This window comes from Streptomyces koelreuteriae, assembly GCF_018604545.1.
GTDB lineage: Bacteria > Actinomycetota > Actinomycetes > Streptomycetales > Streptomycetaceae > Streptomyces > Streptomyces koelreuteriae.
Genome location: NZ_CP075896.1, coordinates 875,897 through 900,771, shown reverse-complemented (window position 1 = coordinate 900,771; position 24,875 = coordinate 875,897). Strand labels below are relative to the sequence as shown.

The 24,875-nt window shown below is 71.4% G+C and carries 24 protein-coding genes and 1 tRNA gene; 12 read left to right on the top strand and 13 right to left on the bottom strand.

Features of this window, described 5'->3' with window-relative positions; all coding sequences use genetic code 11:
- The first annotated feature begins 28 nt into the window (after positions 1-28).
- Genes KJK29_RS04005 through KJK29_RS03980 form a run of 6 tightly spaced genes read left to right on the top strand, consistent with a single transcriptional unit; the run spans position 29 to position 6,271 of the window.
- Positions 29-1,354, top strand: a complete 1,326-nt coding sequence (locus tag KJK29_RS04005; protein WP_215117231.1) for a M24 family metallopeptidase — start codon at positions 29-31, stop codon at positions 1,352-1,354.
- The gene (locus KJK29_RS04000) at positions 1,354-2,331 is read left to right on the top strand and encodes a thiamine pyrophosphate-dependent dehydrogenase E1 component subunit alpha (protein WP_215117229.1); all 978 of its coding nucleotides are present in this window, start codon (positions 1,354-1,356) and stop codon (positions 2,329-2,331) included. Before KJK29_RS04005 ends, KJK29_RS04000 begins: the two co-directional genes overlap by 1 nt.
- Complete coding sequence (locus KJK29_RS03995; RefSeq protein WP_215117227.1) at positions 2,319-3,299, top strand: alpha-ketoacid dehydrogenase subunit beta; 981 nt, start codon at positions 2,319-2,321, stop codon at positions 3,297-3,299. Before KJK29_RS04000 ends, KJK29_RS03995 begins: the two co-directional genes overlap by 13 nt.
- Positions 3,300-3,345: 46 nt before the next feature.
- Positions 3,346-4,707: an amidohydrolase family protein gene (locus KJK29_RS03990; protein WP_215117225.1), complete on the top strand. Its 1,362-nt coding sequence runs from the start codon at positions 3,346-3,348 to the stop codon at positions 4,705-4,707.
- Complete coding sequence (locus tag KJK29_RS03985) at positions 4,704-5,585, top strand: cupin domain-containing protein (RefSeq protein ID WP_215117224.1); 882 nt, start codon at positions 4,704-4,706, stop codon at positions 5,583-5,585. The genes KJK29_RS03990 and KJK29_RS03985 overlap by 4 nt, the downstream gene beginning before the upstream one ends.
- Positions 5,582-6,271: an SDR family NAD(P)-dependent oxidoreductase gene (locus KJK29_RS03980; RefSeq protein WP_215117222.1), complete on the top strand. Its 690-nt coding sequence runs from the start codon at positions 5,582-5,584 to the stop codon at positions 6,269-6,271. Before KJK29_RS03985 ends, KJK29_RS03980 begins: the two co-directional genes overlap by 4 nt.
- Before the next feature lie 56 nt (positions 6,272-6,327).
- Here KJK29_RS03980 and KJK29_RS03975 read toward each other — a convergent pair whose 3' ends face one another.
- Entirely contained in the window at positions 6,328-6,672 is a 345-nt protein-coding gene (locus tag KJK29_RS03975) for a DUF3140 domain-containing protein (RefSeq protein WP_215117220.1), read from the bottom strand.
- A gap of 33 nt (positions 6,673-6,705) precedes the next feature.
- On the bottom strand, positions 6,706-7,188 hold the full coding sequence (locus KJK29_RS03970) for a Dps family protein (protein ID WP_215117218.1): 483 nt from the start codon (positions 7,186-7,188) through the stop codon (positions 6,706-6,708).
- 248 nt (positions 7,189-7,436) lie between these two features.
- On the opposite strand from KJK29_RS03970, the gene KJK29_RS03965 reads away from it, so the two are divergent.
- Together KJK29_RS03965 and KJK29_RS03960 are read left to right on the top strand one after the other, a co-directional pair.
- Complete coding sequence (locus KJK29_RS03965) at positions 7,437-8,624, top strand: thiolase family protein (protein ID WP_215117216.1); 1,188 nt, start codon at positions 7,437-7,439, stop codon at positions 8,622-8,624.
- Positions 8,625-8,698: 74 nt separating this feature from the next.
- Entirely contained in the window at positions 8,699-9,472 is a 774-nt protein-coding gene (locus KJK29_RS03960) for a sulfite exporter TauE/SafE family protein (RefSeq protein WP_215117214.1), read from the top strand.
- 7 nt (positions 9,473-9,479) lie between these two features.
- On the opposite strand, the gene KJK29_RS03955 is transcribed toward KJK29_RS03960, so the two are convergent.
- The 3 genes from KJK29_RS03955 to KJK29_RS03945 all read right to left on the bottom strand — a co-directional run bounded on the left by KJK29_RS03955 (position 9,480) and on the right by KJK29_RS03945 (position 11,805).
- Positions 9,480-10,280, bottom strand: a complete 801-nt coding sequence (locus KJK29_RS03955) for an HAD-IIA family hydrolase (protein WP_215117212.1) — start codon at positions 10,278-10,280, stop codon at positions 9,480-9,482.
- 18 nt (positions 10,281-10,298) lie between these two features.
- Complete coding sequence (gene cobF, locus KJK29_RS03950; protein ID WP_215117211.1) at positions 10,299-11,069, bottom strand: precorrin-6A synthase (deacetylating); 771 nt, start codon at positions 11,067-11,069, stop codon at positions 10,299-10,301.
- Positions 11,070-11,238: 169 nt separating this feature from the next.
- Positions 11,239-11,805: a DUF309 domain-containing protein gene (locus tag KJK29_RS03945; protein ID WP_215117209.1), complete on the bottom strand. Its 567-nt coding sequence runs from the start codon at positions 11,803-11,805 to the stop codon at positions 11,239-11,241.
- Positions 11,806-11,905: 100 nt separating this feature from the next.
- On the opposite strand from KJK29_RS03945, the gene KJK29_RS03940 reads away from it, so the two are divergent.
- A tRNA-Pro gene (locus tag KJK29_RS03940) sits at positions 11,906-11,979 on the top strand.
- Between the two features lie 38 nt (positions 11,980-12,017).
- Here KJK29_RS03940 and KJK29_RS03935 read toward each other — a convergent pair.
- Positions 12,018-13,034, bottom strand: coding sequence for an MASE1 domain-containing protein (locus KJK29_RS03935; RefSeq protein WP_215117208.1), 1,017 nt, complete (start codon positions 13,032-13,034; stop codon positions 12,018-12,020).
- Positions 13,035-13,065: 31 nt separating this feature from the next.
- Positions 13,066-14,409, bottom strand: coding sequence for a PP2C family protein-serine/threonine phosphatase (locus tag KJK29_RS03930; RefSeq protein ID WP_251057698.1), 1,344 nt, complete (start codon positions 14,407-14,409; stop codon positions 13,066-13,068).
- A gap of 132 nt (positions 14,410-14,541) precedes the next feature.
- On the opposite strand from KJK29_RS03930, the gene KJK29_RS03925 reads away from it, so the two are divergent.
- Complete coding sequence (locus tag KJK29_RS03925; protein ID WP_215117206.1) at positions 14,542-15,366, top strand: DUF427 domain-containing protein; 825 nt, start codon at positions 14,542-14,544, stop codon at positions 15,364-15,366.
- 7 nt (positions 15,367-15,373) lie between these two features.
- On the opposite strand, the gene KJK29_RS03920 is transcribed toward KJK29_RS03925, so the two are convergent.
- The 6 genes from KJK29_RS03920 to iolC all read right to left on the bottom strand — a co-directional run bounded on the left by KJK29_RS03920 (position 15,374) and on the right by iolC (position 22,453).
- On the bottom strand, positions 15,374-16,159 hold the full coding sequence (locus KJK29_RS03920; protein WP_215117204.1) for a GntR family transcriptional regulator: 786 nt from the start codon (positions 16,157-16,159) through the stop codon (positions 15,374-15,376).
- A gap of 23 nt (positions 16,160-16,182) precedes the next feature.
- A complete protein-coding gene (locus tag KJK29_RS03915; protein ID WP_215117202.1) occupies positions 16,183-17,676 on the bottom strand; it encodes a CoA-acylating methylmalonate-semialdehyde dehydrogenase in 1,494 nt (497 codons plus the stop codon).
- 42 nt (positions 17,677-17,718) lie between these two features.
- Positions 17,719-19,593, bottom strand: coding sequence for a 3D-(3,5/4)-trihydroxycyclohexane-1,2-dione acylhydrolase (decyclizing) (gene iolD / locus KJK29_RS03910; RefSeq protein WP_215117200.1), 1,875 nt, complete (start codon positions 19,591-19,593; stop codon positions 17,719-17,721).
- On the bottom strand, positions 19,590-20,483 hold the full coding sequence (gene iolB / locus KJK29_RS03905) for a 5-deoxy-glucuronate isomerase (protein ID WP_215117198.1): 894 nt from the start codon (positions 20,481-20,483) through the stop codon (positions 19,590-19,592). The genes iolD and iolB overlap by 4 nt, the downstream gene beginning before the upstream one ends.
- Before the next feature lie 82 nt (positions 20,484-20,565).
- Positions 20,566-21,444, bottom strand: coding sequence for a Cgl0159 family (beta/alpha)8-fold protein (locus KJK29_RS03900; RefSeq protein WP_215117196.1), 879 nt, complete (start codon positions 21,442-21,444; stop codon positions 20,566-20,568).
- 13 nt (positions 21,445-21,457) lie between these two features.
- Positions 21,458-22,453 carry a 5-dehydro-2-deoxygluconokinase gene (gene iolC / locus KJK29_RS03895; RefSeq protein ID WP_215117194.1) on the bottom strand — a complete coding sequence of 332 codons (996 nt, stop codon included), beginning with the start codon at positions 22,451-22,453 and terminating at the stop codon, positions 21,458-21,460.
- A 323-nt stretch (positions 22,454-22,776) separates the two neighbouring features.
- On the opposite strand from iolC, the gene KJK29_RS03890 reads away from it, so the two are divergent.
- Together KJK29_RS03890 and KJK29_RS03885 are read left to right on the top strand one after the other, a co-directional pair.
- Complete coding sequence (locus KJK29_RS03890; RefSeq protein ID WP_215117192.1) at positions 22,777-23,796, top strand: sugar ABC transporter substrate-binding protein; 1,020 nt, start codon at positions 22,777-22,779, stop codon at positions 23,794-23,796.
- Positions 23,796-24,872, top strand: coding sequence for an ABC transporter permease (locus tag KJK29_RS03885; RefSeq protein WP_215117190.1), 1,077 nt, complete (start codon positions 23,796-23,798; stop codon positions 24,870-24,872). Before KJK29_RS03890 ends, KJK29_RS03885 begins: the two co-directional genes overlap by 1 nt.
- The last annotated feature ends 3 nt before the right edge of the window (positions 24,873-24,875 follow it).

The following is a 24,875-nucleotide window of genomic DNA, read 5'->3' as shown; positions in this document are numbered from 1 at the left end:
CGTTCACTCCGAAGTGGGGGTGGTCGCCATGGCGATCCGCACATACGGCCCCAACGCCGTCGACTGGGAAGAGCGCATCGACCTGGACCGGCTGCGCCGGCAACGGCTGGCCCGGCTGCACGAGTCCCTGAACCGGTCCGAGCTGGGCGCGGTGCTCAGCTTCGATTTCGCCAACATCCGCTATATGACGGCCACACACATCGGCACCTGGGCGATGGACAAGCTGATCCGCTTCGCCCTGCTGGTCCGCGACGGCGAACCGGTCGTCTGGGACTTCGGCTCCGCCGCCCGCCACCACCAGCTGTACAACCCGTGGCTGGACTACAGCGACGGCAAGGACGGCCCGCCCACCGGCGCCCGCGCCGGCATCTCCACCCTGCGCGGCGCCTTCCACCCGGACGCCGGGATCGCCGAGGACGTGGCCGCCAAGATCGCCGCCGAGCTGCGCGCGCACGGGCTGGCGAACGAACCGCTCGGCGTCGACGTCGCCGAGATGCCGGTCCTCGCCGCCCTGCGCGCCGAGGGCATCGACGTCGTCGACGGACAGCAGGTCTTCCTGGAGGCCCGCCGGATCAAGACCGGCGACGAGATCGCCCTGCTCACCCAGGCCTGCTCCATGGTCGACGCGGCCTACGAGGAGCTCTACGGACACCTGCGCCCCGGCGTCCGCGAGAACGAGTGCGTCGGGGTCGTCAGCAAGGTCCTGTACGACCTCGGCAGCGAGTACGTCGAGGGCGTCAACGCCATCTCGGGCGAGCGCTGTTCACCGCACCCGCATGTCTACAGCGACCGTCTGATCCGGCCCGGCGACCCGGCCTTCTTCGACATCCTGCACAGCCACCTCGGCTACCGCACCTGCTACTACCGCACCTTCGCCGTGGGCAGCGCCTCCCGCGCGCAACGGGACGCGTATGTGCGCTGCCGGGAGTACATGGACCAGGCGATCGCCCTGGTCCGGCCCGGGGCCACCACCGCCGACATCGTCCGGGTCTGGCCGCGCGCCGAGGAGTTCGGCTTCGCCGACGAGACCGCCGCCTTCGCCCTGCAGTACGGCCACGGCGTCGGCCTGTCGATCTGGGAGAAGCCGATCTTCAGCCGCCTGGTCTCCCTCGACCACCCCGAAGTCCTCCAGGAGGGCATGGTGTTCGCCCTGGAGACCTACTGGCCGGCCGCCGACGGCTGGTCCGCCGCCCGGATCGAGGAGGAACTGGTCGTCACCGCCGACGGCTGCGAGGTCATCACCAAGTTCCCCGCCGAGGAACTGCTGATCGCGGGCCGCAAGTACTGGACGGTGGGCGGCGAGCTGAACACCTGCCGGGAGTCGCAGTCGCATCTGAACACCGGGTCGCCGTGATGGAACCGGCCGGGCTCCTCGCCGCCTACGAGCGGATGGCCGTCATCCGCCGTACGGAGAAGGCCGCCCACGACCTGTTCCTGCACGGCCTGGTGAAGGGCACCACCCATCTCGCCGCCGGGCAGGAGGCGATCGCCGTGGGCGCGAGTGCCGCCCTGCGCCCGGACGACTATGTGTTCGCCACCTACCGGGGCCACCACCATGCCCTCGCCCGGGGTGCCACGCCCGAGGAGTGCCTGGCCGAGCTGATGAGCCGGGCGACCGGGCTGTGCCGGGCCAAGGGCGGCTCCATGCACCTGACCAAGGCGGCCACCGGCATGCTCGGCTCGTACGCCATCGTCGGATCCCATCTCCCCATGGCGGTCGGCGCGGCCTGGTCGGCCCGGCTGCGGGGGACCGAGCAGCTCGCGGTCGCCTTCTTCGGGGACGGGGCCACCAACATCGGCGCCTTCCACGAGTCGCTCAATCTGGCCGCCGTGTGGAAACTGCCCGTGCTGTTCGTGTGCGAGAACAACCTGTACATGGAGTACACCCCCATCGCCGACGTCACGGCGGTGCCCCGGCCCGCCGCCGACCGGGCGCCCGCGTACGGCATCCCGGGCGAGGTCGTCGACGGCAACGACGTGGTGGCCGTGGCGGAGGCGGTGGGGCGGCTCGCGGCGCGGGCCCGTGCGGGAGACGGGCCCGCCGTGCTGGAGGCCGAGACCTACCGGCACTTCGGGCACAGCCGCGCCGACCCCGCGACCTACCGCCCGGCGGAGGAGGTCGAACGCTGGCTGAAGCACGACCCGTTGGACCTCGCCCGGGGACGGCTCGCCGAGCTGGGCATCGGGGCGGAGGCGGTCGCGGAGGCCGACGAGCGGGCCCGGGCCGTCGTGGAGCGGGCGATCGAGGCGGCGAAGGCCGCGCCGCCGCCCGACCTGCGGGAGGCCCTGACCGACGTGTGGGCCGATGGAGGTGCCGCATGGCGGACGTGATCACCTACCGGGACGCCGTCGCCGAGGGCATCGCACGCGAGATGCGCCGGGACGCGTCGGTGGTGTGTCTCGGGGAGGACATCGGCGCGGCCGGCGGGGTGTTCAAGACGACCGTGGGGCTGCACAAGGAGTTCGGACCCGGGCGGGTGTGGGACACGCCCATCTCCGAACAGGCCATCGTGGGCGCGGCGATGGGCGCCGCTCTGACCGGGATGCGGCCCGTCGCGGAGATCATGTTCTCCGACTTCCTGGCCTGCTGCTGGGACTATCTCGCCAACGAGATCCCCAAGGTCCGCTACATGACCGGCGGCCAGGTGACCGTGCCGCTCGTCGTGCGCACCGCCAACGGCGGCGGACTGGGCTTCGGCGCCCAGCACTCCCAGGCCACCGAGAACTGGGCGCTGACCGTCCCCGGCCTGAAGATCGCGGCACCGGCGACGCCCGCCGACGTCATCGGCATGCTGGCGGCGGCGATCCGCAGCGACGACCCCGTGGTCTTCTTCGAGCACAAGGCCCTCCTGGCCACCAAGGGGACACCGCCACCGCCCGGTCACCTCGTCGAGCTGGGGCGGGCCGCCGTCGTGCGCGAGGGCGCGGACGTCACCCTCGTCGCGCTGGCCTCCATGGTGCCGCTGGCCCTGCGGGCCGCCGACGTGCTGTCGGGGGAGGGGATCGAGGCGGAGGTGATCGACCTGCGCTCGCTGGTCCCGCTGGACACCGCGACCGTCCTCGCCTCACTGAGCAGGACCTCGCGGCTCGTCACCGTCGAGGAGAACCCGTACCAGGGCGGCTGGGGCGCCACCGTCGTCTCGGTCGTCGCCGACGAGGGCTTCGGCCTGCTGGACGCGCCCGTGCGGCGGGTGACGGGGGAGTGCGTCCCGCTGCCGTTCGCCGACGCGCTGGAGGAGCAGGTCGTCCCCACCGTCGACAAGGTCGTCACGGCGGTCCGAAGACTCGCCGCCTACTGAGCCGCCCGCCGGTCCCCGTACCGAACAGCCCATGGGAGGAAGCGCGATGACCACAAGGACACTGCTGCGCTCCGGTCACGTGATCTCGATGGACCCCGACATCGGGGACCTGCCCCAGGGGGACGTCCTCGTCGAGGACGGCAGGATCGCGGCCGTACGGCCCGAGATCAGCGCCGACGCCGAGATCCTCGACATGACCGGCCGCATCGTCATCCCCGGCTTCGTCGACACCCACCGCCACACCTGGGAGACCCCGATCCGGGGCGTCGCCCCCGACGCCACCCTCGACGACTACTTCGTCGACGTCCTCGACAGCTTCGCACCCCTCTACACCCCGGAGGACGTCTACGCCGGCAACCTCGCGGGCACGCTCGAATGCCTCAACGCCGGCATCACCACGCTCGTCGACTGGTCCCACATCAACAACACCCCCGACCACCCGGACGCCGCGATCCAGGGCCTCAAGGAATCCGGCATCCGGGCGCAGTACGCGTACGGCAGCGCCAACACCTCCCTCGCCGACTACTGGTTCGAGAGCAGGCTCGTGATCCCGGGCGACGACGTGCGCAGGATCCGCTCGACGCACTTCACCTCCGACGACGGCCTGCTGACCATGGGCCTCGCCACCCGCGGACCCGGCTTCTGCACCGACGAGGTCGTCGCCGCCGAATGGGCCCTCGCGCGCGAGCTGGGCATCCCGATCACCGTGCACGTCGCCATGGGGCGCCTCGCCGGCCGCTTCGGCATGGTCAAGCAGCTCAACGGCATGGGGCTCCTCGGCCCGGACACCACCTACGTCCACTGCTGCCACTTCAGCGAGGAGGAGTGGCGGTTGGTCGCCGACAGCGGCGGCACGGTGTCGGTCGCACCGCAGGTGGAGCTCCAGATGGGGCACGGCTGGCCGCCCGTGATGCAGGCGATCGAGCACGGACTGCGGCCCTCGCTCAGCATCGACGTCGTCACCACCGTGCCCGGCGACATGTTCACCCAGATCCGCGCCGCCTTCGGCGCCGAACGCGCCCGGGTCAACGCCGACTGCTGGCAGGCCAACATGCCGGTGCCCAGCACCATGCTGACAGCGCGGCAGATGCTGGAACTCGCCACCGTCAACGGCGCCCATGTCGCGGGTCTGGAGGACCGTACCGGCTCCCTGACCCCCGGCAAGCGCGCCGACATCGTCGCGATCGACGCCACCGCGCCGAACACCGCCCCCGTGCACGACTCGGCAGCCGTCGTGACCCTGTGCGCGGACGTGTCCAACGTCGACACCGTCCTGGTCGACGGCGTGATCCACAAGCGCGACGGGAGGCTGCTCGCCGACACCGCGCGGGCCCGCCGGCTCGTCGAGGAGTCCCGGGACCGGCTCCTCGCGGCGAAGGAGGCGAAGGGGGAGAGGGCTCCCGCATGACGAACCACCTGGTGCGCCGCGCCGCAGACCGGCCCGAGCCGCCGTACGACGGCCACGGCCACCGGCGGCGGACGCTGGTCGGCGAGGACGACGGCAGCGTGCACACCGGCTTCGGCCTCTGCGAACTGCGACCGGACGGCCGTGTGCCCGCCCATGTGCACTCGTACGAGGAGACCTTCCACATCCTCGACGGGGCCGTGATCCTCGACGTGCCCGACGGGTCGTACCTCCTGGAGGAGGGCGACTACGGTCTCCTGCCGACCGGCGTTCCGCACGCCTGGCGCGGGGCCGGGGAGACCGGCGGGCGCTGGGCGGACATGCTGGCCCCCGTGCCCCGGGCGCGCTACGGACACGACACCCAGGCGGTGCCGGACCTGCCCGCCCGCGACCCCGTCCGGATCGATGTCCGCGACCCGCGCACCCGGACCTTCGGGCATTTCGAGCCCGACCAGATGGATCCCGCCAAACAGTCCCAGGACCTGCTGGCCGTCACCGCGAGCATGCGGACCGCGCTGCTGGTCTACAGCGGCATCACCGTGAAGATGATGGTCGACGGCGACCTGGGCGCGGTCGCCTCGACGATGTTCATGGTGCGGTACGCGTCCGACGGCGTCATCGGCACGCACGACCACCCCTTCGAGGAGACGTATCTGATCCTGGAGGGCGTGGCGGAGGCCACCCTCGACGGCGAGCGGTACCGGCTGGAACCCGGGGACCTCGCGTGGGCGGGTGCCGGGTGTGTGCATGGGTTCGTCAACGCCGGGCAGGGGCCCCTGCGGTGGCTGGAGACACAGGCGCCGCAGCCGCCGTCACGGCACTCCTACCGGTTCACGCGGGACTGGGACTACCTGCGCCAGGCGCTTGAGGAGGAGTCATGAGCAGTGTCCTTGTCGTCGGAGGCACCTCGGGGATGGGCCGCGAGTTCGCGCGGCTGCGCCTCGAGCGCGGGGACGATGTCGTCCTGACCGGCCGCGACGCCCAGCGCGCCGACACGGTCGCCAAGGAGATCGGCGCCCGGGGCCTCGCCCTCGACCTGGCCCGGCCCCTGGAGATCAGCGCGGCCCTGGCCGATGTCGGACGCGTCGACCATCTGGTGCTCGCGGGTGTCTCCCGGGACGACAACAAGGTGACCGAGTACGACATCGACGCCGCGCTGCGGCTGGTCACCCTCAAGCTCGTCGGCTACACCGAGGTCGTGCACACGCTGCGCACCCGGCTGCACGACGACAGCGCCATCGTGCTGTTCGGCGGACAGGCGAAGGAACGCCCCTATCCGGGCGCGACGACGGTGGCGACGGTCAACGCGGGCGTGCGGGGCCTGATGCACTCCCTCGCCGTGGAGCTGGCCCCCGTCCGGGTCAACTCCGTGCATCCCGGCGTCGTCGGCGACACGCCGTACTGGCAGGCCAAACCGGAGAAGGTGCTCGACGTGCTGCGCACCGAGACGCCCACGGGGAATCTCGCCACGATGGCGGACGTGGCCGACGCGGTCGACTTCCTGCTGCGCAACCGCTCGGTCAACGCGGTGGAACTGACCGTGGACGGGGGGTGGTTGCTGGGCTGAGCAGCGGGCGGCCTCCTGCCACGGGCGGAGGCCGCCCCGCCGCTCGCGGCTCGGCGCTACGCCTTCAGCGGATCGTGGCCGACGGTCATCAGCCGGTGCCGGCGGCGCGTGTCCTCGGCCGTCAGCTCCGGCAGCGGTTCGTTCTCCAGGTCCACCTGCGAGGTGACCCTGTCCACGACGTTCCGCATCACCCGCAGATCGTCCTCGGTCAGGTCGGTGCGCCGCTTCTGGAGGATCGCCAGGACGTGCTGTCCGGTCTCGCTGCCCGCCTGGTCGGGCAGCGGCTCCGCGTTCTCGTCGGCGTCCCGCGTCCGCAGCCAGGCCGCGAGTTCCTGCGAGGTCATGTTCACCACGCGGTGGAAGTCCTCCCACAGCGCGTCGAGTTCGAGGGCGTCGGTCATCGGGTGCCCCTTCCGTACGTACGTGCGCGCCGGTCAGCCTTCGCGGGGAAGGTTCTCGGCGTCGAACATCCACCGCTGCTTCTCCAGCTCGGCGGTGATGCCGATCAGCAGATCCTGGGTGACCAGGTCGGCCTTCTCGGTCGTGGCGATGCGCTCGCGCAGCCGGCCGACGGCGTCCTGGAGGGACTCCGCCAGTACCCGCACGGCGTCCGAGTCACGCACCCAGCCCTCCTTCGGGCCGGGCAGCGTGAACGTCTTGGCGACGGTCTCCGGCCTGCCGTCCGGCGGCACACCGAGCGCCGCGGACCGCTCCGCGACCGTGTCGGCGAAGTTCCGGGCGGCCGTCACCACCTCGTCGAGCTGGAGGTGGATCGACCGGAAGCGCGGTCCGACGACGTTCCAGTGGGCCTGCTTCCCGATCAGCGAGAGGCCGAGCAGGTCGACCAGGGTGTCCTGGAGCGCCTCGCAGGAGACCCGGCGGGCCTCGTCGGACAGTGTGCTCCTCACGGCCGTCATAGGGCGCTTCTCCTTCTCGCGTCGTTCCTCGTGGTCCGGAGCAGCGCGTGACGCCGCTCCATGACCGCGCGGGTGCCCCGGGCGCAGGGGTGCAAAACGCGCTCGTGATCCGCCCCGGAGTGATGCGCCGACCTGCGGCGATGTCCGCCCCGGACTCGTGCGCTCCCAGGATCTTCACAGGCGGCGGGAGGAGGGTCTATAGTCCGAAACTAGCAGTGCTAATTAATGTGCGGTGTGAGGAGCCTCTCGTGCGTCCCGTCCACTTCGCGGCCGCCCGCCGCACCCCCATCGGCAAGCTCAGGGGATCCCTCTCCTCGGTGCGGCCCGACGACCTCGCCGCGACCGTGATCCGCGCCTTGGCCGGGGACGTGCCCGCGCTGGACCCGGCCCGCGTCGACGACGTCTACTGGGGCGCCGCCAACCAGGCCGGCGAGGACAACCGCAACGTCGCCCGCATGGCGGCCCTGCTCGCCGGACTCCCCGAGTCCGTCCCCGGGGCCACGGTCAACCGGCTCTGCGCGTCAGGTCTGGAGGCCGTGACCACGGCCGCCCGCACCATCGCCGCCGGCGAGGCCGACGTCGTGATCGCGGGCGGCTCCGAGTCGATGAGCCGCGCCCCCTTCGTCCTGCCCCGCCCCGACGAGGCCCTGCCCCACCGCATCGAGACCGTCGACACCCGCCTCGGCTGGCGCCTGGTCAACCCCGCGATGCGGGATCTGCACGGCCTGCTCTCCATGGGCGAGACGGCGGAGGAGGTCGCCGCGCGCCACGGCATCGACCGCGAACGCCAGGACGACTTCGCCCTGCGCAGCCACCAACGCGCCGCCCTCGCCCGCAAGAACGGTCACTTCGACGACGAACTCCTGCCCGTGGAACGCCCCGACGGCGTGGTCGTCGACACCGACGAATGCGTCCGCGAGGACACCTCGTACGAGAAGCTGTCCCGGCTGAAGCCGGTCTTCCGGGACGGCGGCACGGTCACCGCGGGCAACGCCTCCCCGATGAACGACGGCGCCGCCGGTCTCCTCCTGGTCAGCGAGGAGGCCCTCAACGACCTGGGCCTTCAGTCCCTCGGCCGCTACGTCGCCGGCGCCTCCGCCGGTGTCCACCCCGACGTGATGGGCATCGGGCCGGTCCCCGCCACCCGCAAGGCCCTGGCCCGCGCCGGCTGGAGCGTCGGCGACCTGGAGGAGGCCGAGTTCAACGAGGCGTTCGCGGCCCAGGCCCTCGCCTGCGTCGACCAGCTCGGCATCGACCCCGACCTGGTCAACCCCAGCGGCGGCGCCATCGCCCTCGGCCACCCCCTGGGCTGCTCGGGCGCCCGCATCCTGACGACGCTCCTGCACCGGATGCGGCGTACGGGGGCGGAGCGGGGGCTCGCGACGATGTGCGTGGGAGTCGGGCAGGGCAGCGCGCTTCTCGTCGAACGGGCGTAGACCGGCGCCCCCGGGGCCACCAAGCGAGACGGCACTACAGGGCTCCGTTCGGTGCACATAGCATCAGTGTTCGCATGAACACGATGACGCTCTGGAACATCACCGGCTGGGAGTTCGCCGCACTCGCCTTCGCGGCCCTCCTCGTCGGTTTCTCGAAGACCGCCGTGAGCGGGGCCAACACGGTCAGCCTCGCCATCTTCGCCGCCGTGCTGCCCGCCCGCGCCTCCACCGGCGTCCTGCTGCCGGTCCTGATCGCCGGTGACCTGCTGGCCGTCGCCACCTACCGGCGGCACGCCCACTGGCCCACCCTGTGGCGGCTGTTCCCGGCGGTCGCCGCGGGCGTCGTCGTCGGCACAGTGTTCCTGATGTGGGCGGACGACGCGATCGTACGGACCTCCATCGGCGCGATCCTGCTGCTGATGGCGGGCGTGACGGTGTGGCGCCGGCGTACGGCGGACGCGGAGGAGGAACCGGACTCGCTCACCAGCCGGGCGGGCCGGGTCAAGGCCCGCTCCTACGGCGTGCTCGGCGGCTTCACCACCATGGTCGCCAACGCGGGCGGCCCGGTGATGTCGATGTACCTGCTCTCCGCCGGCTTCCGCAAGCTCGGCTTCCTCGGCACGTCGGCCTTCTTCTTCCTGATCGTCAACGTCTCCAAGCTGCCCTTCAGCGCCGGCCTCGGCCTGATCGACGGCCGCTCGCTCCTCCTCGACCTGGCGCTCGTCGTGTTCGTCGTGCCCGGCGCGCTCTTCGGCAAGTGGGCGGTGCACAAGATCAACCAGCGGCTGTTCGAGCAGCTGGTCATCGCGGCGACGATCGTGGGCGGACTGCAACTGCTGCTCCGCTGACGGGCGGCTACCCCCGTGCGGAACTCCGCAGCAGCGCCGGGAGGTCCGCGAACGAGTCGATCACGTGGTCGGGCGTGCCGTCGGCGGCCCGGAGCGCCTCCGGCTGGAACTTGCCCGTCCGGACGAGGACCCCGGTGACACCGGCCCGCTGCGCCGCGAGCACGTCGGACTCGACGTCGTCGCCCACCATCACGGTCTCGCCCGCAGGGGCTCCCACCCGGGCGAGCGCCGACTCGAAGAACGCCGGCGCCGGCTTGCCGGTGATCTCGGCCTCCATCCGGGCGGCCTGCTCGAGACCGGCCAGGAACGCACCGGAGTCCAGCCGCAGCCCCTCGTCCGTACGCCAGTACAGATTGCGGTGCATCGCCACCAGCCGGGCCCCGCGCCGCAGTTGCCGGAAGGCCCGGTCGAGCGCCTCGTAGCCGAACTCCGGACCGGCCCCGCCGACGAGCACGACATCCGGCACGGCGTCGGTGTCCGTCGCGTCCACGAGGGTCACACCGTCGAGGTCCTCCTCGATGTCGCCGCTGTTCAGCAGGGCGCACCGGGCGCCGGGACAGTGCTCGGCGAGATAGGCGGCGGTGGCGGCGGGCGCGGTCAGGATGTCCTCGGCGGACACGGGGAACCCCGCGTCCGCCAGCGTCCCGGCGATCGAAGCCCGCGTCCGGGAGGTCGTGTTCGTGACCAGCAGGACGGCGAGCCCGGCCTCCCTGATCTCCCGCAGCGCCTCCACGGCCCCGGGCAGGGGCCGCCACGACACGGTGAGCACCCCGTCGATGTCGATCAGTACGGCACGCACGGACTCCATGTCCGGACGATAGCCCGGTCAGTCCCGGGGGTGCCTGCGCAGCAGATACGTGTCCATGATCCAGCCCTTGCGCTCCCGGGCCTCGGCACGCAACCGCTCGATACGGGGCGCGGCCTCCGCGATCGGGCCGGAGACCAGGATCTCGTCCGGAGTGCCGATGTAGGCGCCCCAGTAGATGTCGACGTCCTCCTGCGCGAACCGCTGGAAGGTCTGGTGGGCGTCGAGCATCACCACCACGTCGTCCACGCCCTCCGGGAAGCCCTCGGCGAGCCGCCGCCCGGGGGTGATCTGCACAGGCCGGGCGATGCGGTTCAGCCCCGTACGGTGCCGGGCGACGAGCGCCGAGACGCTGCTGATGCCGGGGACGACGTCGTACTCGAACGCCACCGCGCCCCGCTCCAGCACCTCCTCCAGGATCCCCAGCGTGCTGTCGTACAGCGAGGGGTCTCCCCAGACCAGGAACGCGCCGGTCTCCTCCTCGCCGAGTTCCTCCGCGATCAGCCGCGCGTAGATGTCGGCGCGGGCGCTGCGCCAGTCCCCGACGGCGGGGGAGTAGGCCGCACCGTCGGCGGTCCGGTCCCGCTCCGGGTCACGCGCCTCGACGACGCGGTACGTCCCCTGCGTCAGATGCGTGTCGAGCATGTCCCGCCGCAGCCGGGTGAGGTCCGCCTTCACCTCGCCCTTCTCCAGGATGAAGAACACGTCCGTGCTCCGCAGCGCCCTCACCGCCTGCAGGGTCAGCTGCTCAGGGTCGCCCGCGCCGATACCGATGACATGAATCTTTCGCACACCCCGAGTCTGCCGCACCCCACCGACAGCTTCCGCACCGCGCCCCGGGTCGGTCCCCGCGCCCTTGCTCGAGCGTCGGTGGCCGGTGTCCCGCGTCCGTGCCCCGACACCCCGGGGCGCCCGCCCCGAGGCCGCACATCACCGCCGGCCCCCGCACCGCGCCCCCGGCTCAGCGCCCCGCGTCCGCTCCCCGGAGCCGAGGCGCCCGCGCCCCCGCGTCCACCGCGCGGCCGTTGTGTTCGACGTCCTGGGCCAGCTCCCGGGCCCAGGCGGCGATGGCCTCGAGGTCGATGCCGTGCGGCAGCGGCTGTCCGGAGTCGGCGGCCCAGGTCTCGGTCGCGGTCGCCCCGCGGCGCAGCAGCCGTGCCCCGCCGGTGAGGTTGCCCCGGGCGGAGTGGGTGAGACCCACGGCAAGCTGGGCCAGACCGCGCCACAGCTCGCGCTCCGCGTCGGGGCCCGACTTCCAGGCGTCCTCGAAGACCTCGTGCGCGTGGAACGGCTTCCCCTCGTCCAGCAGCCGCTGCGCCTCGGAGACGGTCTCCTCCGGCGTACGGACCACGCCCTCGGGCTGCCGGGGCACACCGTCCGCGCCGTACGGCAGGGGCCGCCCGAGGCCGTCCCGGGGCCGGGCGTTGCGGGCCCGCCCCTCGCTGTCGCGGTCCCGGGCGTCGCCCGACCCGTCCGCGAAGCCGCTGCCCGTGTCTCCCGCGCTTCCCTTGCTCTCTGTGCTGCCCATACGCCGATTGTCCCGCCCGGGCCGTTTTCGGCGCGGCCAGGGGTGTGGGGTAAGGTGCTGTTCGCGCGATCACGCGGTTTCCCCGCGAGCGGACGCGCATCGGGACGTGGCGCAGCTTGGTAGCGCACTTGACTGGGGGTCAAGGGGTCGCAGGTTCAAATCCTGTCGTCCCGACACAGTGCCCGGGAGTTCTCCCCGGGCAGGGCCTTGCCTCACTTCGGTGGGGCGGGGCCCTTCGTCATTTCGGGGCTCTTCGTCATTTCGGGGTCCAGAGCCGGGCGGCGGTCCGTCGCGGCGATCTTCGTGACCATCTCGGCGAGCTGCCCGCAGGCCAGCGCGATCTCCTTCTCGGTGCGGGTGCGTTCGTTGACGGCCGCTCCGAGCAGGAGCGCGGTCAGCGAGACGGAACCGTTGAACGCCTGCAGCGTGATCATGTTGGTGAAGAGGTCGTGACCGGCGAACGGGCCCGTGTTCTGCGCGGCCGCGATGATCGCGAAGGTCGACACGGCGAGGGCACAGGGCGCCGCCCCGGCCAGCCCGAAGCGGAAGGCCGCCCAGACCAGCAGCGGGAAGCCGAGGAACAGCAGCGGCGTGGTGCTGGTCTCGATGAAGCCGACGCAGATCGTGACCGCCACGAGCAGGATCCCCTCCACCCAGCGGAACAGCGAAACGCCCTGGGGCCGGCGTGCCGAGCGGAGCAACAGCACGACCGGTGTGACCGCGAGGACGCCCACCGCGTCGCCGGTCCACCACACCGACCACGTCGCCCAGAACTCGCCGGCGTCCAGCACACCCGTGAGGACGAGCGTCCCGGTGCCCACCGTGGCGCTGACCAGCATGCCGGTGAACGCGCCCAGGAAGATCAGGGCGAGGGCGTCCCGCAGCCGGTTCATCTCGCTGCGGAACCCGGCACGGCGGAGCAGCGCGTACGAGCAGACAGGGGCGAGCGTGTTGCCCGCCGCGATCGCGAGGACGGCCGGAAGCGAGGGCCCCAGCGAGATGTTGACCAGGAACGCCCCGAGCGCGATCCCCGGCCAGACCCGCGGCCCGCGCAGCAGCAGGCCGGCCAGGGCGATACCGCTCGGCGGCCACATCGGGGTGACCTGGCCCCGCACCTGCTGCTGGAGCAGTCCGATCTCGGCCGAGCCCCAGTACAGCGCGGCAACGGCGCAGATCTCCAGGGCGAACGCGCCGGCGCGGCGGGCTCCGGCATGCCGCGCGACAGTCATCGGGACCTCCGCATCGACATCCTCTCGACCATCATCCGCCGGATCCCCGTGGGGTGCGCAGCGCGAGGACGGCCATGTCGTCGTGACCGTCGCTCGGATGGTGATCGGCCAGCGCCCGTACGAACTCGGGCAGGGGCCGGTGCGCATGGACGGTGGCGAGTCCGGCGAGCTGGTCCAGGCTCTCGTCGATGGGGTGGGCGGGATGTTCGATCAGCCCGTCGGTGAAGAAGACCACGGTGGCGTCCGGGGGCAGGAACCGGGAGTGGTCGGGGCGGGGTTCCTCCAGGTCGACGCCGAGCGGCAGGCCGGGCTCGGCGGTCAGATACTCCGTCCGTCCGTCGGGGGTGATCAGCAGGGGCGGGACATGGCCCGCCGTGCTCCAGTGGATGCGCCAGCCCGGCCCCTCCGGCTCGATGCGGGCCAGGGCGGTGGTGGTGACCGGGTTGGTCGTGATGGCCTGGAGGGTGCGGTCGAGCCGGGCCAGGAGCGCGCCGGGCGTACTGCCCCGGTCGAACAGCAGGGCCCGCAGCATGTTGCGGGTGGAGGCCATGGCGGCCGCCGCCTTCAGATCGTGGCCGACCACGTCACCGATGACGACCGCCACGATGCCGCCGGACAGCGGGATCGCGTCGTACCAGTCCCCTCCGAGCTTGCTGGGCTCGGCGGCCGGGCGGTAGACGGCGGCGGCGGTGAAGGGCCGCAGATCGGGCAGCGCGGGCAGGAGCAGCCGCTGGAACTGCTCGGCTCCGACCCGAATCTGTTCGAACAGCCGGACGTTCTCGATGGCGATGCCGGCGGCGCTGGCCAGGGCGGTCACGACGTTCTCGTCCTGGATGTCGAAGGGCTGTCCGTCACGCCGCTCGGCGAGGTACAGATCGCCGTAGATCTCGCCGCGGACACTGATGGCGACTCCGAGCAGGGTCCGCAGATGCGGATGGCCGGGCGGGAAGCCGACGGCGGACGGATGGGCCGTGATGTCGTCGAGCCGCAGGGGCTCCGGGTGGCTGATCAGGTGGCCGAGGACGCCCAGACCGCGGGGCAGATCGGTGCCGGCGAGGTCGTCGAGTTCCCGCTCGGACAGACCGGCGGTGATGAACTCCTCCAGGCGCTCCCCGGAGGCGTTGAGCACGCCCAGCGCGCCGTAGCGGGCGCCGACCAGATCCATGGCGGTGGTCACGATGCGGTGCAGCACCGCGGTCAGCTCCATCTCCCGGCTGATGGCCACCACCGCGTCCAGCAGGCCCTGCATCCGGTCCATGGCGTCCAGCAGGACGCGCAACTGCTCGTCGATCCGGTTCAGCTCGCTGCGCAGGCGCACATGCAGGTCGGGCAGCTCCGGCTGCCTGGGTCGCTGCCCCCGCCTCTCTCCCGCCATCACGAGCGCCTCATGGCCTGAACGTACGGTCCCTACAGCTTAGTGCGGGCTCTCCGGCCCGGCCCGGGGCGCCGAGACCGTGGGACCGTGGGAAGGAACCGGACATCCGGACCTCCGGAAGGAGCACCGGCCATGACCATCCGCCCGGCCCACACCGCCGCCCCGACGATCAGGACCACCCCCGAAGGCCTTCTCTGGGAGCCCAGCGACCGCTGGGTGCGCGGCCGCAAGGGCGACGTCACCGTCGTCGACAGCCGGCACCCCGTGCTCGTCTGGGAACCCCATCTGCCGGTGCCGCAGTACGTCTTCCCGCGCGCCGACGTCCGCACCGACCTCCTGCGCCCGGCGGAGAACCCGCCCACCGGCAAACACACCGGCTCCCGGATCTTCTACGACCTCGACGCGGAGGGCGAGGTGCGCTCCAACGCGGCCTGGACGTTCCCCGCCGACGACCTGGCCGGTCACATCGCCTTCGAGTGGTTCCTGCGCACCGACACCGGCCTCGACCACTGGTACGAGGAGGACGAGGAGATCTTCATCCACCCCCGTGACCCGCACAAACGCGTGGACGCTCTGCCGAGCAGCCGCCATGTCCAGGTCGAGATCGACGGGCAGCTCGTCGCGGACACCCGGGACCCCGTCCTGCTCTTCGAGACCTCCCTGCCGACCCGCTACTACCTCCCCCGCGAGGACGTCCGCCTCGACCTGTTCGACGCCACCGACCACAGCACCGGCTGCCCCTACAAGGGCACCGCCGAGTACTGGTCCTGGCGCGGCGAGAGCGAGGTGCCGCCCAACATCCTCTGGAGCTACGCCGCCCCGCTGCCCGCGGTGGCGGCGGTCCAGGGGCGCGTCGCCTTCTTCAACGAGGCCGTGGACATCACGCTGGACGGCGAGCGCATGGACCGCCCGGACACGCCGTTCAGCCGGATGCTGCGCAGGGAGAGCCGCTCCTAGGAACCTCTCAGGGCCTCACCAGCAGCTGGAAGTCGAAGGTGTAGCGCGACGCCCGGTAGATGTGCGTCCCGTACTCGACCGGGCGCCCGGTGTCGTCGTACGCCGTTCGCTGCATGGTGAGCAGGGCCGCGCCCTCCCGCTCGTCCAGGCGGGCGGCCTCCTCGGCGGTGGCGGCGCGGGCGCCGACGGTCTGGCGGGCGCTGTGCAGGGTGATGCCGGCCGTGCGCATCATCCGGTACAGGCCCGTCGACTCCAGACGGGCGCTGTCGAGGTCCAGCAGGGCGGACGGCAGGAAGTTGCACAGCAGGGCGACTGGCTGGCCGTGGGTGCGGCGCAGCCGTTCCAGGGCGGTGACCTCGCTGCCCTCGGCGACACCGAGCGCGGCCGCGACATCGCAGGACGCCGGAACGACCTCGTTGCGCACGACCTCGGTGGTCGGCCCCTGCCCGGCCTCCTCCAGGTCGTCGTAGAGGCTGCTCAGCTCCAGCGGGCGCTTGACCTGGCTGTGCACCACCTGCGTACCCACCCCGCGCCGCCGGACCAGCAGCCCCTTGTCGACGAGGGACTGGATGGCCTGGCGGACGGTGGGGCGGGACAGGCCGAGGCGCACCGAGAGGTCCACCTCGTTGCCCAGGAGGTTGCCCGGGATGAGGACCCCGTGCTCGATCGCCGCCTCCAGCTGCTGCGCGAGTTGGTGGTACAGCGGCACGGGACTGCCCCGGTCCAGGGCGAAGTCCAGTGAGCTGAGTGCCGGGGCGGCCGTGCTGCGGGCCCGGTCACCGGTCTTCGCCATGGATGAACCCCCCCTTACGGGTGTCAGGAGTTGCTCGGGAAACCGAGGTTGATGCCGCCGTCGGACGGGTCCGGCCAGCGGGTGGTGATGACCTTGCCCTGGGTGTAGAAGGCGATGCCGTCGTTGCCGTAGATGTGCAGGTCGCCGAAGAGCGAGTCCTTCCAGCCGCCGAAGGAGTGGTAGCCGACCGGGACCGGGATCGGCACATTGACGCCGACCATGCCCGCCTTGACCTCCAGCTGGAAGCGTCGGGCGGCGCCGCCGTCCCGGGTGAAGATCGCGGTGCCGTTGCCCCAGCGGGAGTCGTTGATCAGCTTGATGGCGTCCTCGTACGTCTCCGCGCGCACCACGGCCAGCACCGGGCCGAAGATCTCGTCCCGGTAGGCGTCCGCCGTGAGCGGCACCCGGTCCAGCAGCGAGACGCCGAGGAAGAAGCCGTTCTCGTGGCCCTCGACCGAGTAGCCGGTGCCGTCGACGACGACCTCGGCGCCCTGCTCGGCGGCCGAGGACACGTACGAGGCGACCTTGTCGCGGTGCTCGCGGGTGATCAGCGGGCCCATCTCGCTCGCCGGGTCGTTGCCGGGGCCGATCCTCAGGTTCTTCGCCCGCTCGGTGATCTTGCCGACCAGCTCGTCACCGATGTCGCCGACCGCGACCACGACCGACACGGCCATGCAGCGCTCGCCCGCCGAACCGTACGCCGCGTTGATGGCCTGGTCGGCGGCGAGCTCCAGGTCCGCGTCGGGCAGCACCAGCATGTGGTTCTTGGCGCCGCCCAGGGCCTGTACGCGCTTGCCGTGCTCGACGGCCTTCAGCTGGATGTACTTGGCGATCGGGGTCGAGCCGACGAAGGAGACCGCCTCGATGTCCGGGTGCTCCAGGATGGCGTCCACCGCGACCTTGTCGCCCTGCACGATGTTCAGCACGCCGTCGGGCAGCCCGGCCTCGGAGGCGAGTTCGGCCAGCTTGAAGGAGGCCGACGGGTCCTTCTCCGAGGGCTTCAGCACGAAGGTGTTGCCGCAGGCGATGGCCAGCGGGAACATCCACATCGGCACCATCGCCGGGAAGTTGAACGGCGTGATGCCCGCGACCACGCCCAGCGGCTGGCGGATCGAGGCCACGTCGACCCGGGTGGAGACCTGGGTGGACAGCTCGCCCTTGAGCTGGACGGCGATCCCGCACGCGAGTTCGACGATCTCCATGCCGCGCGCGACCTCGCCGAACGCGTCGGAGTGCACCTTGCCGTGCTCGGCGGTGATCAGCTCGGCGATCTCGTCGCGGTGGGCGTCCAGCAGCTCGCGGTACTTGAAGAGGATCGCCGTGCGCTTGGCGAGCGAGGACTCGCCCCAGGACTCGAAGGCGGCCTTGGATGAGGCGACCGCGGCGTCCACCTCGTCGACGGTCGCGAAGGCGACCTGCTTTTCCTGGGCGCCGGTGGCCGGGTTGTACACGGGGCCGAAGCGGCCGGAGGTGCCCTCGACGGGCTTGCCGTCGATCCAGTGGGTGATGGTGTTCATCGTGTGCGGGGCCTTTCGTGGAGCCTGATGTCAGTGGGGAGTTCAGAGGTGGCGGCGGCGATCGGCGACCTGGCGCTCGTAGCGCTCGCGGGCCTCCACGGCGGCCTCGCGGGAGGCGGTCTCGGCCACCGGCACGTCCCACCAGGCCTCGGCCGGGGGAGCCGTCGGGGCCGGGTCGGTCTCGACGTAGACGCACGTCGGCCGGTCGGAGGCGCGGGCAGCGGCAAGAGCCTCGCGCAACTCGCGCACCGACTTGGCGCGCAGCACGTCCATGCCGAGGCTGGCGGCGTTGGCGGCCAGGTCGACCGGGAGCGGGTCGCCGGTGAAGGTGCCGTCGGCGGCCCGGAAGCGGTAGGCCGTGCCGAAGCGCTCGCCGCCGATCTCCTGCGACAGACCGCCGATGGAGGCGTAGCCGTGGTTCTGGATGAGGACGATGTTGACGGGCAGGCCCTCCTGGACGGCCGTGACGATCTCCGTCGGCATCATCAGATAGGTGCCGTCGCCGACCAGCGCCCAGACCGGGGTGCCCGGGGCGGCCTGCTGGACGCCGATGCCGGCCGGGATCTCGTAGCCCATGCAGGAGTAGCCGTACTCCAGGTGGTACTGGCGCGGGCTGCGGGAGCGCCACAGCTTGTGCAGGTCGCCGGGGAGCGAACCGGCGGCGTTGATCACCACGTCGTCGTCGCCGACGGCCGCGTCCAGGGCCCCTAGCACCTGCGTCTGGGTCGGCACGGCGTTCTCGTCGTCGGCGCGGTAGACGGCCTCGACGATCTCGTCCCAGCGGTCCTTGCCGGAGCGGTACTCCGCCTCGTACGCCTCGCTCACGCGGTGGCCGGTCAGCGCCTCCAGCAGCCGCTCCAGGCCCGACCGCGCGTCGCAGACCAGCGTGCGGGCCGCCAGCTTGTGGGCGTCGAAGCCGGTGATGTTGACGTTGAGGAACCGCACTTCGGGGTTCTGGAAGAGCGTGCCCGAGGCCGTGGTGAAGTCGGTGTAGCGGGTGCCGACACCGATCACGAGGTCGGCGGTGCGGGCGAGATCGTCGCTGACCGCCGTGCCGGTGTGGCCGATGCCGCCGAGGTCGGAGGGGTGGTCGTGGCGCAGCGAGCCCTTGCCGGCCTGGGTGGAGGCGACCGGGACACCCGTGGCCTCCACGAACGCCTTCAGCGCCTGCTCGGCCTCGCTGTGGTGGACGCCGCCGCCCGCCACGATCAGCGGGCGCTCGGCCGACCGGATCGCCTCGACGGCAGCGGTCAGCTCCACCGGGTCCGGCGCGGGACGCCGTACGGACCAGACGCGCTCGGCGAAGAACTCCTCCGGCCAGTCGTACGCCTCCGCCTGCACGTCCTGCGGCAGGGCGAGGGTGACGGCGCCGGTCTCGGCCGGGTCGGCCAGCACGCGCATGGCCTGGAGCGCCGAGGGGATCAGCGCCTCGGGGCGGGTGATCCGGTCGAAGTACCGCGACACCGGGCGCAGCGTGTCGTTGACCGACACATCCGCCTCGACGGGGTGCTCCAACTGCTGGAGCAGCGGATCGGGGGCGTGCGAGGCGAAGTAGTCACCGGGCAGCAGCAGCACCGGCAGCCGGTTGATCGTCGCCAGCGCGGCACCGGTGACCAGGTTGGTGGCGCCCGGGCCGATCGAGGTCGTCACCGCCTGCGCGGACAGGCGGTTCAGCTGCCGGGCGTAGCCGACCGCAGCGTGCACCATGGACTGTTCGTTGCGGCCCTGGTGGAACGGCATGACGTCCTCGCCGACTTCCACGAGGGCCTGGCCGACGCCGGCGACGTTGCCATGGCCGAAGATGCCCCAGGTCCCGGCGATCAGCCGGCGCCGCACGCCGTCCCGCTCGGTGTACTGGGCGGACAGGAACCGCACCAGGGCCTGGGCGGTCGTCAGTCGGCGGGTGCGGGCGTTCATGCGGAGGTCTCCGGGGCGGTGTAGAGGGGGAGTCGGGGGTCGACCGGCTGGTCCGGCCAGGTGTCGCGGACCCAGGCGTGGTCGGGGTGGTCGCAGATCAGCCAGGCGCGCTCGGCCTCCGGGCCCGCCATGACGTTGAGGTAGTACATGTGGTGGCCGGGGGTCGCCATCGAGGGCCCGTGCCAGCCGTCCGGGATGAGGACCACGTCGCCGTCGCGGACCTCGGCCAGCACGTCGGTGTCCCGGCCGGGGCCGGAGGGGGAGACCCGCTGGTAGCCGAGGCCGGGGATGCCCTCGTGGCCGGCGAACTCGAAGTAGTAGATCTCCTCCAGCACGGACTCCTCGCCCGGCCGGTGCTCGTCGTGCTTGTGCGGCGGGAACGACGACCAGTTGCCGCCCGGCGTGATCACCTCGACCGCGATGAGCTTGTCGCACTCGAACACGCCCGCCGCGCCGAAGTTGTTGACCTGCCGGGAGCAGTTGCCGGTGCCCCGCAGCTCCACGGGCACGTCGGAGGCCGCTCCGTAGCGGGCGGGCAGCCGGCGCTCGCAGCGCGCGCCGGTCAGCGCGAACCGCCCGCCGGCGGCGGAGGTCACGGTCGCCCGCGCGTCGCGCGGCACATAGGCGAAGTCGCTGACGCCGCTGAACACGTCCCGGCGGCCCCGGAGTTCGAAGGTGTCCCGGCCGAAGTCGTCCGCCGCGGCGACCGTGCAGCCGCCGCTCAGCGGGACGACGATCCACTCGCTGTCGCCGGTCTCGAAGGAGTGCGTGCCGCCCGGCGGCAGCTCCAGGATCCGCAGGCTGGAGTGGCCCCAGCCGGCCTTCTCGGGCGTGATGTCGACGATGTAGGGGCCGCCGAGGGCCTTACCCGCGGGAAGGTGATACGTCATCGTGTGTGTGCCTTTCGGATCACAGCAGGTGCCACTTGAATCACAGCAGGTTGCTCTTGCATCACAGCAGGTGCCAGGTGCGTCAGAGCAGGCCGACGGCCGTGTCCACCGCCTGTTCCACGCTGCCCTCGGCCGGGTAGAGCAGCGAACGCCCGACGACCAGGCCCTGGACGGTGGGCAGACGCAGGGACTTGCGCCAGCGTTCGTAGGCGCCCTCCTGGTCCTCGCCGACCTCGCCGCCGAGCAGGACCACGGGCAGCGTGGAGGTCTCCAGCACCTCGGCCATGTCGTCGGGGTCGTCGGTGACGGGCAGCTTCAGCCAGGTGTAGGCGGAGGTGCCGCCCAGGCCCGAGGCGATGGCCACGGACCGGGTGACCGCTTCGGCGGACAGGTCGTTGCGGACCTTCCCGTCGACCCGCCGCGAGATGAACGGCTCCACGAAAAGGGGCAGCCGGTGCGCGGCCATGGCGTCGACGGCACGGGCCGTGGACTCCAGCGTGGTCAGCGAGCCCGGGTCGTCGTAGTCGATGCGCACCAGGAGCTTGCCCGCGTCGAAGCGGAGCCGGGCGATGTCCTCGGCGCGGTGGCCGGTGAAGCGGTCGTCCATCTCGAAGGAGGCCCCGGCGAGTCCGCCGCGGTTCATCGAGCCCATGACGACCTTGTTCTCCAGCACCCCGAGCAGGAGCAGGTCCTCCAGGATGTCGGCGGTGGCGAGCACCCCGTCGACACCGGGCCTCGACAGTGCGACACACAGCCGCTCCAGCAGATCGGCGCGGTTGGCCATGGCCAGGCGCCGGTCGCCGACCCCGAGGGCGCCGCGCGCCGGGTGGTCCGCGGCCACGATCATCAGCCGGCCGCTGTCGCCGATCAGCGGGCGGCGCACCCGGCGGGCGGCCGCCTCGGCGGCCGCCTCGGGGTTGCGGGCTCTGACCGTGGTGAGGTCGGGGATGCCGATGTTCAATGCGGGCTCCGTTTCAGAGACTCGTGCTCGGCGACGGCGACGGCGATGACGCCGGCGCCTCGGCGAGGAGGCCGGAAACCTCGGACTCCGTCGGCATCGCGGAGGAGCAGGCGAGGCGGGAGGCGACGAGGGCGCCGGCGGCGTTGGCGTGGCGCATGATCTTCTCCAGGTCCCAGCCGGCGAGCAGACCGTGGCAGAGCGAGCCGCCGAAGGCGTCGCCCGCGCCCAGGCCGTTGACCACCTCGACCGGCACCGGCGGCACCTCGGCCCGGGTGCCGTCGCGGTGCACGGCGAGCACGCCCTTGGGGCCCTGCTTGACGACGGCCAGCTCCACGCCCGCCTCCAGCAGCGCCTCCGCGCAGGCCTGCGGTTCGCGTACGCCGGTGGCGATCTCGCACTCGTCGAGGTTGCCGACCGCGACGGTGGCGTGGCTGAGGGCCTCGCGGTAGTACGGGCGGGCCTCGTCGGGGTCGCGCCAGAACATGGGCCGCCAGTCGAGGTCGAAGACGGTGATGCCGGACTTGTCGCGGGCCTTGAGGGCGGCGAGCGTGGCGGAGCGGCTCGGCTCCTCGCTCAGGCCGGTGCCGGTGATCCAGAAGATGCGGGCCCCGCGGATCGCGAAGAAGTCCAGCTCGTCGGTGCCGATCTCCAGGTCCGGGGCCTTGGGGCGGCGGTAGAAGTACAGCGGGAAGTCGTCCGGCGGGAAGATCTCGCAGAACGTGATCGGCGTGGGGTAGGCCTCGACGGGGGTGACCCAGCGGTCGTCGACGCCGAAGGACTTCAGCTCCTCGTGCAGGTAGGTGCCGAAGGGGTCGTCTCCGGTGCGGGTGATCACCGCCGTACGGCGTCCCAGGCGGGCCGCCGCGACCGACACATTGGCCGCCGAACCTCCCAGGAATTTCCCGAACGTCTCCACACGGTCCAGGGGGACGCCGGTCTGCAGGGGATAGAGGTCGACTCCGATGCGCCCCATCGTGATCAAGTCGAAATACTGTGCCGGCCCGGCCATGCGCGACCTCCTCGGGAAGCTGGGGATGCGGGTCCCGGGACGCCCTGACACGGTGGGGGCGTGGATTCAGGGGACCTGCCGCCCCTCAGGTGTAGGTCGCGGAGGGCAGCGCTGTCAATAGTTTGTACTTACATTCGGACCTGCTTGTGAAATGATGTCTTAACAAAGTATTGACAGCGAGCGCGGCAGGGACTTGTATCCCGTGGCATCGCCACAGTCTGTTTGCGGCATCATGATCCGGACTCCGTAAGGCTCCGGGACCACGGATCCCTTCGTGATCCCTCCCCTTTCCACCGCAGTAGCACAGTGAGGTGCCAGGAAAGATGGACCGCTCTTCTCACCCCCGCTCCCGCAGAATCGCGCCCGTCGTCGCCGTGGCCGCGGCAGCGGCCCTGACTCTCGCCGGCTGCTCCAGCAGTTCCGGGGGCAAGGAGGCCGAGGAAGGCGCAGCGAACGCCTCCGCCGGCAAGGCGACCACGCCGCGCATGACCGTCGCCCTCGTCACCCACCAGGCGCCCGGCGACACCTTCTGGGACACCGTCCGCAAGGGCGCCGAGGCCGCGGCCGCCAAGGACAACATCAAGCTCGTCTACTCCGCCGACCCGAACGCGGGCAACCAGGCCAACCTGGTCCAGAACGCGATCGACCAGAAGGTCGACGGCATCGCCGTCACCCTCGCCAAGCCGGACGCGCTCAAGGGCGTCATAGGCAAGGCCGAGAAGTCCGGCATACCCGTCGTCGGCCTCAACTCCGGCCTGAGCGACTGGAAGAAGCTCAACATGCTGGAGTTCTTCGGCCAGGACGAGTCCGTCGCCGGCGAGGCCTTCGGCAAGAAGCTCAACGAGGTCGGCGCCAAGCACGCCCTCTGTGTCGTCCAGGAGCAGGGCAACGTGGGTCTCACCCAGCGCTGCGACGGCGTGGAGGAGACCTTCGACGGCAAGCTCGACGTCCAGAACGTCAACGGCACCGACATGCCGGGCGTGAAGTCGACGATCACCGCCAAGCTCAAGCAGGACCCGTCCATCGACTACGTCGTCACGCTCGGCGCCCCCTTCGCGCTGACCGCCGTGCAGTCGATCGGCGACGCCGGCAGCAAGGCGAAGGTCGCCACCTTCGACCTCAACAAGGACCTCATCAAGTCCATCAAGAGCGACGACATCCAGTTCGCCGTCGACCAGCAGCCCTACCTCCAGGGGTACCTGGCCGTCGACGGTCTGTGGCTCTACAAGAACAACGGCAACTACAGCGGTGGCGGTGAGCAGCCCGTGCTGACCGGTCCGGCCTTCGTCGACAAGTCCAACGTCGACAAGATCGGGGAGTTCGCCGCGAAGGGCAACCGGTGATGAGCATGACCCAGCAGGCCACGCCGGCGGTGGACACACCGCCGGCTCCCGGCCGAAAGCAGTCCGACGGCCGGACGCGACAGCGCCCGCTGGCACTGCGGCTGCTCGCCCGGCCCGAGGTCGGCGTCTTCCTCGGCGCCGTCGCCGTGCTCGTGTTCTTCCTGATCGCGGCGCCGCCGGTGCGCGATGGCAGCTCGATGGCCAACATCCTCTACCAGTCGTCGACCATCGGGATCATGGCCCTGCCCGTGGCCCTGCTGATGATCGGCGGCGAGTTCGACCTGTCGGCCGGTGTCGCCGTGATCACCTCGGCGCTGACCGCGTCGATGCTCAGCTACCAGCTGACCCTGAACGTCTGGGTGGGCGTGATCGTCGCCCTGATCGTGTCGCTCGCGATCGGCGCGTTCAACGGCTGGCTGCTGGTCAAGACCGGCCTGCCGAGCTTCCTGGTCACCCTGGGCACCTTCCTGATCCTCCAGGGCGTGAACCTCGCCGTCACCAAGCTGGTCACCGGGAACGTCGCCACCGACGACATCAGCGACATGGACGGCTTCACCCAGGCGCAGAAGCTCTTCGCCTCGTCCTTCGAGGTCGGCGGGGTCAACGTCAAGATCACCGTGGTGTGGTGGCTGGTCTTCGCGGCCCTGGCCACCTGGGTCCTGCTGCGCACCAAGTACGGCAACTGGATCTTCGCGGTCGGCGGCAACAAGCACTCCGCCCGGGCCGTCGGCGTCCCGGTGACCTTCACCAAGATCTCGCTGTTCATGCTGGTCGGCTTCGGCGCCTGGTTCGTCGGCATGCACCAGCTGTTCTCCTTCAACACCGTGCAGTCCGGCGAGGGCGTCGGTATCGAGCTCATCTACATCGCCGCCGCCGTCATCGGCGGCTGTCTGCTCACCGGTGGCTACGGCTCCGCGATCGGCCCGGTCTTCGGCGCCTTCATGTTCGGCATGGTGCAGCAGGGCATCGTCTACGCCGGCTGGAACCCCGACTGGTTCAAGGCATTCCTCGGCGTGATGCTCCTCGGCGCCGTCCTCATCAATCTGTGGGTCCAGCGCACGGCGACCCGGAGGTGACCG

Excerpts from the sequence above, each read along its gene's own strand:
- KJK29_RS04005 (WP_215117231.1), top strand. The coding sequence starts at position 29 with ATGGCGATCCGCACATACGGCCCCAACGCCGTCGACTGGGAAGAGCGC.
- KJK29_RS04000 (WP_215117229.1), top strand. The coding sequence starts at position 1,354 with ATGGAACCGGCCGGGCTCCTCGCCGCCTACGAGCGGATGGCCGTCATC.
- KJK29_RS03995 (WP_215117227.1), top strand. The coding sequence starts at position 2,319 with ATGGCGGACGTGATCACCTACCGGGACGCCGTCGCCGAGGGCATCGCA.
- KJK29_RS03990 (WP_215117225.1), top strand. The coding sequence starts at position 3,346 with ATGACCACAAGGACACTGCTGCGCTCCGGTCACGTGATCTCGATGGAC.
- KJK29_RS03985 (WP_215117224.1), top strand. The coding sequence starts at position 4,704 with ATGACGAACCACCTGGTGCGCCGCGCCGCAGACCGGCCCGAGCCGCCG.
- KJK29_RS03980 (WP_215117222.1), top strand. The coding sequence starts at position 5,582 with ATGAGCAGTGTCCTTGTCGTCGGAGGCACCTCGGGGATGGGCCGCGAG.
- KJK29_RS03975 (WP_215117220.1), bottom strand. The coding sequence starts at position 6,672 with ATGACCGACGCCCTCGAACTCGACGCGCTGTGGGAGGACTTCCACCGC.
- KJK29_RS03970 (WP_215117218.1), bottom strand. The coding sequence starts at position 7,188 with ATGACGGCCGTGAGGAGCACACTGTCCGACGAGGCCCGCCGGGTCTCC.
- KJK29_RS03960 (WP_215117214.1), top strand. The coding sequence starts at position 8,699 with ATGAACACGATGACGCTCTGGAACATCACCGGCTGGGAGTTCGCCGCA.
- KJK29_RS03955 (WP_215117212.1), bottom strand. The coding sequence starts at position 10,280 with ATGGAGTCCGTGCGTGCCGTACTGATCGACATCGACGGGGTGCTCACC.
- KJK29_RS03945 (WP_215117209.1), bottom strand. The coding sequence starts at position 11,805 with ATGGGCAGCACAGAGAGCAAGGGAAGCGCGGGAGACACGGGCAGCGGC.
- KJK29_RS03935 (WP_215117208.1), bottom strand. The coding sequence starts at position 13,034 with ATGACTGTCGCGCGGCATGCCGGAGCCCGCCGCGCCGGCGCGTTCGCC.
- KJK29_RS03930 (WP_251057698.1), bottom strand. The coding sequence starts at position 14,409 with ATGGCGGGAGAGAGGCGGGGGCAGCGACCCAGGCAGCCGGAGCTGCCC.
- KJK29_RS03925 (WP_215117206.1), top strand. The coding sequence starts at position 14,542 with ATGACCATCCGCCCGGCCCACACCGCCGCCCCGACGATCAGGACCACC.
- KJK29_RS03920 (WP_215117204.1), bottom strand. The coding sequence starts at position 16,159 with ATGGCGAAGACCGGTGACCGGGCCCGCAGCACGGCCGCCCCGGCACTC.
- KJK29_RS03915 (WP_215117202.1), bottom strand. The coding sequence starts at position 17,676 with ATGAACACCATCACCCACTGGATCGACGGCAAGCCCGTCGAGGGCACC.
- iolD (WP_215117200.1), bottom strand. The coding sequence starts at position 19,593 with ATGAACGCCCGCACCCGCCGACTGACGACCGCCCAGGCCCTGGTGCGG.
- iolB (WP_215117198.1), bottom strand. The coding sequence starts at position 20,483 with ATGACGTATCACCTTCCCGCGGGTAAGGCCCTCGGCGGCCCCTACATC.
- iolC (WP_215117194.1), bottom strand. The coding sequence starts at position 22,453 with ATGGCCGGGCCGGCACAGTATTTCGACTTGATCACGATGGGGCGCATC.
- KJK29_RS03890 (WP_215117192.1), top strand. The coding sequence starts at position 22,777 with ATGGACCGCTCTTCTCACCCCCGCTCCCGCAGAATCGCGCCCGTCGTC.
- KJK29_RS03885 (WP_215117190.1), top strand. The coding sequence starts at position 23,796 with ATGAGCATGACCCAGCAGGCCACGCCGGCGGTGGACACACCGCCGGCT.